This is a genomic window from Salinigranum sp. (assembly GCF_041641895.1).
Classification (GTDB): domain Archaea; phylum Halobacteriota; class Halobacteria; order Halobacteriales; family Haloferacaceae; genus Salinigranum.
The window spans coordinates 38,745-45,077 of the sequence record NZ_JBEPXO010000018.1 but is presented as its reverse complement, the minus strand read 5'-3'; the positions used below and the strand labels follow the sequence as shown (position 1 = coordinate 45,077).

The window sequence follows — 6,333 nt, the reverse complement described above, 5'->3', positions numbered from 1 at the left end:
TGGGGGCCGCCATCGCCAGCGAGGAACCGTTCGACGCCCGCGTCGACCGCCTCCTCGAGGAGCACGGCGACATCGTCGCGGACAAGATTTCCGTCGCGTGTCCCGACGCCGAGAAACAGCGCGTCCTTTCGGACCTCGAGGACGAACTCCCCGAGACGGTCGCCGGGCGGGACATCGCCAAGGTGGTCACGCTCGACGGGTTCAAACTCCTGCTCGACGACGGCTCGTGGCTCCTCGTGCGTCCCTCGGGGACCGAACCCGTCCTGCGGGTGTACGCCGAAGCCTCCAGCGAGGAGCGCATCGAGACGCTCCTGGACGCGGGCCGCGACCTGGTCGAACCACTGGTCTGAGCGGTCGGTGCCGCCGCGGCTCTCCGTGACCGTGTCGTCAGTCGACGTTCGGGACGGCGTGAGACGGTCGGCGGCGCTCCCGCAGCGAGCGCGGACGCGACGACGTGACACACGGGTGCGGTGTGACCGTGGTCTCGCTCCCCCTCACCGCTCGCGCTCGCCCCACAGCCGTTTCTCGCCCTCTCGTTCCTCGATGTCGAACGCCAGCGCCTCGTAGAAGGGGCGTACCTCCTCGCGAAACTCCGCGGTGAGTCGACCGCTCTCCGCGAGCGCCCGTTCGACGAGCAGGCTCCCCACGCCGGCGCCCCGTCGGTCGGGGTGGACGGCGATGGCCTCGACGTGGTCGCCGTCGCGGACGAGCGCCCCGACCACCCGACCCTCTCGCTCGGCGACGAGCACGTCGCCCGACTCGGTCCGGCGGCGCACCTGGTTCGCCCCGACTTCGAGCATCGCGCCCTCGACCACCCGGAGGACGGCGAGGATGTCGCCCTCGCGCGCTCGGCGGACCCGAACGGCGGGCCCTTCGCGTTCTGCGTGTTCTGCGTTGTCTGCGCCGTCCGCGCCGTCTGTGTCGTCCGCGTCGCTCCCTCCGGTCATGTGTGTGCGTCCTTCCGTGCCCGGGCGACGAACAGCGTGCCGTCGGTGTACGTGGTCAGGTCCGTTGTCGCGAAGCGCGCTTCGATTCCCGCCGGGAGGTCGACGTCGGGGACCCAGTTCGTCAGCGCCCGGAACAGGGGCACGAGTGGGAGGTTGAGCAGGGTCAGCGGGAAGTGCTGGAACGGCTGTGCGTCCAGCACCACGAGGCGTCCGTCCGAACGGAGCGCGCCGTGCGCCGCGGCGACCCCTCCGAGCGGGTCCGGCATCGCGCTGAGCGACATCGCGGCGTACACCGCGTCGAAGGTGCCGTCCGCGAGCGGCAGGCGGGTCGCGTCCCCCCGGAAAACGTGGACGTTGTCCCAGCCCGCCTCCCGGACCCGCTCGCGTGCCCGTCGGACCATTCCACCGCTGGCGTCGACGGCGACCACGGTGCCTTCACCCCCGACTCGCTCCCGGAGCGGTCCGAGGCTGTTCCCCGGTCCACAGCCGAGTTCTAGCACGCACTCGCCCGGTTCGAGGCCGAGCGCCGCGACTGACCGGCCCCGGATGGACGCCTCGCGTCCGGCGAAGACGACGGTGTAGAAGGCGTCGAGCAGGCGGGGATGACGACTCCACCAGTCGTAGACGCCGCGGCTTCCGTCGGTCGTGTGGGCGCGGCCAGTCATCACTGCGCCGTTCGCCCGGGACCGGGAAATACTCGTGGTGCGACTCCGGTCGGACGACCGACCGGACGCGTCGTCGACGAGTCGACGAGTCGCTACGGCTCCAGGACGACCCGGAACCGTGCCTCGTTGGCCAGCATCCGCTCGTACGCCTCCTCGGCGTCCGCCAGCGGGTACGTCTCGACTTCGGGCGTCACGTCGCGGAGCGCGCTGAACTCCAGGGTGTCCTGGGAGTCGCGGGCGTGGCCGGACGCCCACCCCTCGACGGCGCTCCGGTTCGTGACGAGTTGCTGGACGTCGACACCGACGTCGTCGTGCGGGATGCCGACCAGCACGAGTTCCCCGTCGATGCCGAGGCCGCCGACGACGGACTCGACGGCGTCGGCCGAAGGCGCCGTGCCGAGGACGACGCGCGCGCCACCGAGTTCCTGGAGCGCTTCGGCGGGGTCGGTCGCAGCGGTGTCGACGAAGTGGTCCGCGCCGAGTTCGAGCGCCAGGTCACGCTTGTCGGGGCTGTGTGACAGTGCCACCGTCTCGAACCCCGCCGCGTGGGCGTACTGCACGCCGAGGTGGCCGAGGCCGCCGATTCCCTGGACGGCGACGACGTCGCCGGGTCCTGCACCGGTGTTCCGCAGGGCGTTGAACGTCGTGACGCCGGCACAGAGCAGTGGCGCGGCGTCGACGGCAGCGAGGCGCTCCGGCACCCGCGCGAGTGCCTCGGCCGGAACCGTCGCGTACTCGGCGTAGCCGCCGTCGAAGCTGATGCCCGTGACCTGTCCCTCCCGACACTGGAGGAACTCCCCCCGGCGGCAGGGGTCGCAGGTGAAACAGTGTCCGCCGTGCCAGCCGACGCCGACGCGCTCCCCCTCGCTCCAGGCCGTGACGTTCTCCCCGACGCTGTCGACGCGGCCCGCAATCTCGTGGCCCGGGACGCGCGGGTAGTCGATGCCCGGGTACGTCCCCTCCTTGACGTAGCTGTCGCTGTAGCAGATGCCGCAGGCGTCGACGGCGACACGCACCTCGTCCGCCCCGGGGTCGGGGACGTCACGCTCGACGACTTCGAAGTCCGCGCCCGGTTCGGAGACGACGGCCGCTCGCATGGTGTCGGACATACGGTTCCCCCCAGAGACGCCGGCGACTAAACCGTTCGGCCGTCGTCCGCACGTGGCCTCGCCTCTCGACCCGCCCACACGGGAGCAGTACAGACCTCGTCGACCCGGCGGCGACACCTACATGCGTGCCGACTCGAATACGGGAACAATGCGCCGTCGTCCGGTCCTCCGTGCCCTCTTCGGGACGGTCGGCCTCGGGTCGCTCGCGGGGTGCAACGCGCTCGTCGGTTCGAACGCGACGACCCCCGCGGACGCCACCAACGCTCCGGCGGCGACACAGTCGGGGTCGTCGGACTCTCCGAACACCGCCGACGCTCCGGGGTCGGCGGCGTCGACACTCGACCCGTACCGCGCAGCCGGCGCACCGCTCCTCGACCGGCCGCGCGGCGTCCACGTCCGCAACCTCGGGTCGACCGAGCGGTTCCTGACGACGGTGGTGGCCGACGGCGACCGGGAGGTGTTCGCCGACAGCACCACCGTCCCGCCGGGCGGGACGGCGTCGTTCCCGGACCTCCTCGCGACGGCGGGGCGGTACGACGTGCTCGTCGAGACGGCCGACGGCGACCGACAGCAGTACGAGTGGGCGGTCCGGGAGGGACTCGCCGACCTCTGGGTCGACCTCACGCCGCGGGTCTCCTTCCGCCGTCCCGTCCTCTGTCCCGGGGACTGTTCGTTCGCCGTCGCCGACGGCGAACAGACCGTCGCGTACGACGTCCCGGCCGACCTCGACGTCGCCGCGGCGCTCGGTCGGGCACCCGCGCTCGCGCTCGACAACGACGCAGCCGAGTCCCGGCGGGTGACGCTCCACGTCTGGCAGACCGGCACGCTTCACTTCGCCTCGCAGTTCGACGTCCCGGCGGACGTGCGCCTGCTCGTCCCGGTGTTTCCGGCCAACCGGCGGTACGACGTCGTCGTCCGCACGCCGGACGGTGAGGCCATCTACGACTGGCAGCCGACGGTCCGGAACACGCTCTACGCGTCCGTCTCGGCGGCCCCGGCGTTCCGCTGTGGCTACGCCAACCACGACGTGCAGGTCCGGAACGAGACGGACCGAGCGCGCCGCGTCGTCGTGCGGGTGTTGACCGGCGAGGAGACGCTGTTCGAGCGCGCGTTCGAACTCGACCCGAACGAGGTGGAGACGGTCCCGTCGGCCGTCGACCCCGCCGGGCCGTTCCGCTTCACGGTCGAGACGGAGGGCGAGGTGGAGCGGTACAACTGGGTCCGGTGTGCGCCGAACGGCCCCATCGTGGTCGCCGTGAGCGACGACGGGGTGTACGTCTCCGTCCGGCCGACGAGCGCGTGACGCCGCTTCGTCGACGCCTCAGGCGAGTTCGGCCGTGACGTCCGTCGACGAGACCATCCCGACGTAGTCGTCGCCGTCGACGACCGGGAGGTGCTTGATGCCGAGGCTCGTCATCATCGCCGCCACCTCCTCGATGAGGAGGTCCGGCGGGACGGACTCCACGCCGGCGGTCATGACCTCACGGACGGCCGTCTCCGCCGGGTCTCGGCCGTCGGCGACGACGCCGAGGACGTCCGTACTGGTGACGATTCCGGGTGGACTGCTCGTCACGACGAGCGCGCTGATGGTGTGGTCGCGCATCACCTGGGCGGCCTCCGTGACCGACGCCGACGACGAGATGGTCTCCAGCGGCGTCGACATCACCTCCTCGACGCGGGTCCGCGAGTCGCGGTTCATACCACCTCGAACGACGGCGCCCGGTATTGTCCTTTCCCTCCTCGGCCGGTCGAGCCGTGACGCGTCTCGGAACCCCCGGGCGCCGAACGGCTTCGTCCAGTCACACCCGACCGTCTCACTGCGTGCTCGACATCCCGCCGTCGACGACGACCGACTCCCCGGAGACGTAGTCGGCGAGGTCGGACGCCAGGAACAGCGCGATGTCCGCGACGTCCTCCGGTTGTCCGTTCCGGCGGAGCGGAATCGTCTCTTGGAACGCCTCCTCGGCCTCGGTTCCGACGATGGGGACGTCCTCCGTCGTCATCGTCGTCTCGATGAGCCCCGGGTGGATGGCGTTGACGCGGACGCCGTCCGGGCCGAACCGGTCCGCGAGCGCGTACGTCATGAGTCGAACCGCCCCCTTCGAGGTGCAGTAGCTCACGAAGTCGCCCGACCCGCGGAGGCCCGCCACGCTGGAGAGGTTGACGACGCTCCCCCCGTCCCCATCGACCATCTCCGAGATGGCCGCTCGACTGCCGTAGTAGACGCCCCGGACGTTGATGTCCATGATTCGGTCGAACGTCGAGTCGTCGTCCGAGAGGAACTCCTCGCCCTGGAAGATGCCGGCGTTGTTCACCATGACGTCGATGCCGCCGAACTCCTCGGCCGCGCCGACGGCCGCGACGAGCGAGTCGTAGTCGGTGACGTCGCACTCGACGAACGTCGCCGCCGCGTCCGTCTCGGACTCGATGCGTTCGTGCGTCGGCGTTCCCCCCTCGCGCGGGTCCTCGCGGATGTCCGCGACGACCACGTCGCACCCCTGTTCGGCGTACGCGAGCGAGATTGCGCGTCCGTTACCGCTCGCACCGCCTGTCACCACCGCCGTCTTGTCGACCAGCAGGTCTCGCATAGCTCTAGTCGTTACAGTGACACGATTGATAAGTGTGTGGTGTGTTGTCGTGACCCGTCGTGCACGGGTGGTCGCCGGTCCGTCTCCCCTGTCTCGGCCGTCTCCCCCACCGCCGTCGTCTACCCCGTCTCGTTCGTCTCCGTGGCCGTCTCCGCGCTCGTCGCCGTCGTGGTCCGTCCGACGACCGGAATCGTCACCCGCCGGCTGTCGACGCCCCAGTCGACCCCGACGGTGGCTGCCTCCCCCCGCCCGACGACCCCGACGACGCTCACGACGTCGCGTCGCTCTCCCGCGTCGAACCGTGCCGTCACCGTCTCGGCCCCCGAGACGTAGTTGCCGGTCAGACTGACTCCGAACGTGCCAGCGCCCGCGCCCTCGTTCGTCACCGTGAGCCTGACCGTGGCGGTGGCCCGTTCGCCGGCGTCGAGTTCGGCCGGCGAGACGCCGACGTCGGAGACGACGAACGCCGGTGGTTCGTTCAGTCGGTCGAGCGCCGCCGGTCCGAGCGTGTGCAGGACCGTCCCCCGGTAGCGGACCTGCCCCTCGTCGACCCGTCTCGCCTTCGAGACGGCGAACGCGACGTCGACGCTCTCGTGTTGCCACGGGACCGGCTGTCTGGAGGCGCGCGGTGCCGTCGGTCCGCCGAGCGTGAGCGTGAGATCCTCACGAATCTCCCGTGGCTCTCTCTGTCCCTGTGCGACGCGCACGACGACGTACCGGGTGTCCGCCCGGTTGTGGACGTGCGGGTGCGTCCCCGACAGCGGGTACTGGACGAAGTCGGTGACGGTCACCCCGACGACTTCGGGTAGGTCGCCAGCGGCCGGTGTCGGCTCCGCCTCGGTTCGGGTGCTGTCCGTCCGCCGTTCCCCGTCCATCGCGGTCCCCGTGTCCACGTTCCCGCCCACCGTGCGACCCAGACACCCCGTACCTACTCCGGCCGCGAGGAGTGTTCCCCCCTCGAGGAGTCGGCGACGCGCTACACCGGTGTCACGTCGGCGCATACCGGACGTTTCTCGGCGACGGT

7 protein-coding genes and 1 pseudogene are annotated in these 6,333 nt (G+C 71.0%); 2 read left to right on the top strand and 6 right to left on the bottom strand.

The annotated features are described in order from the left end of the window. Positions 1-350 (top strand): annotated as a pseudogene (locus tag ACESK5_RS05860) (phosphoglucomutase/phosphomannomutase family protein); the annotation flags it as partial. A 144-nt stretch (positions 351-494) separates the two neighbouring features. On the opposite strand, the gene ACESK5_RS05855 reads toward ACESK5_RS05860, so the two are convergent. The 3 genes from ACESK5_RS05855 to ACESK5_RS05845 form a co-directional block, all read right to left on the bottom strand. Then, a complete protein-coding gene (locus ACESK5_RS05855; protein ID WP_372910613.1) occupies positions 495-947 on the bottom strand; it encodes a GNAT family N-acetyltransferase in 453 nt (150 codons plus the stop codon). Beyond that, positions 944-1,612, bottom strand: coding sequence for a class I SAM-dependent methyltransferase (locus ACESK5_RS05850; RefSeq protein ID WP_372910612.1), 669 nt, complete (start codon positions 1,610-1,612; stop codon positions 944-946). Before ACESK5_RS05850 ends, ACESK5_RS05855 begins: the two co-directional genes overlap by 4 nt. A 92-nt stretch (positions 1,613-1,704) precedes the next feature. After that, on the bottom strand, positions 1,705-2,709 hold the full coding sequence (locus ACESK5_RS05845; RefSeq protein WP_372910616.1) for an alcohol dehydrogenase: 1,005 nt from the start codon (positions 2,707-2,709) through the stop codon (positions 1,705-1,707). A gap of 160 nt (positions 2,710-2,869) precedes the next feature. Here ACESK5_RS05845 and ACESK5_RS05840 point away from each other — a divergent pair, with 160 nt between their 5' ends. Next, positions 2,870-4,024: a hypothetical protein gene (locus tag ACESK5_RS05840; protein WP_372910611.1), complete on the top strand. Its 1,155-nt coding sequence runs from the start codon at positions 2,870-2,872 to the stop codon at positions 4,022-4,024. 18 nt (positions 4,025-4,042) lie between these two features. On the opposite strand, the gene ACESK5_RS05835 is transcribed toward ACESK5_RS05840, so the two are convergent. The 3 genes from ACESK5_RS05835 to ACESK5_RS05825 all read right to left on the bottom strand — a co-directional run bounded on the left by ACESK5_RS05835 (position 4,043) and on the right by ACESK5_RS05825 (position 6,310). After that, on the bottom strand, positions 4,043-4,420 hold the full coding sequence (locus ACESK5_RS05835) for a cyclic nucleotide-binding/CBS domain-containing protein (protein ID WP_372910610.1): 378 nt from the start codon (positions 4,418-4,420) through the stop codon (positions 4,043-4,045). 115 nt (positions 4,421-4,535) lie between these two features. Continuing rightward, positions 4,536-5,309 carry an SDR family oxidoreductase gene (locus ACESK5_RS05830; protein WP_372910609.1) on the bottom strand — a complete coding sequence of 258 codons (774 nt, stop codon included), beginning with the start codon at positions 5,307-5,309 and terminating at the stop codon, positions 4,536-4,538. A 119-nt stretch (positions 5,310-5,428) separates the two neighbouring features. Beyond that, positions 5,429-6,310 (bottom strand): hypothetical protein, encoded by an 882-nt coding sequence (locus ACESK5_RS05825; protein ID WP_372910608.1) that lies wholly within the window; start codon positions 6,308-6,310, stop codon positions 5,429-5,431. Between the last annotated feature and the right edge of the window lie 23 nt (positions 6,311-6,333).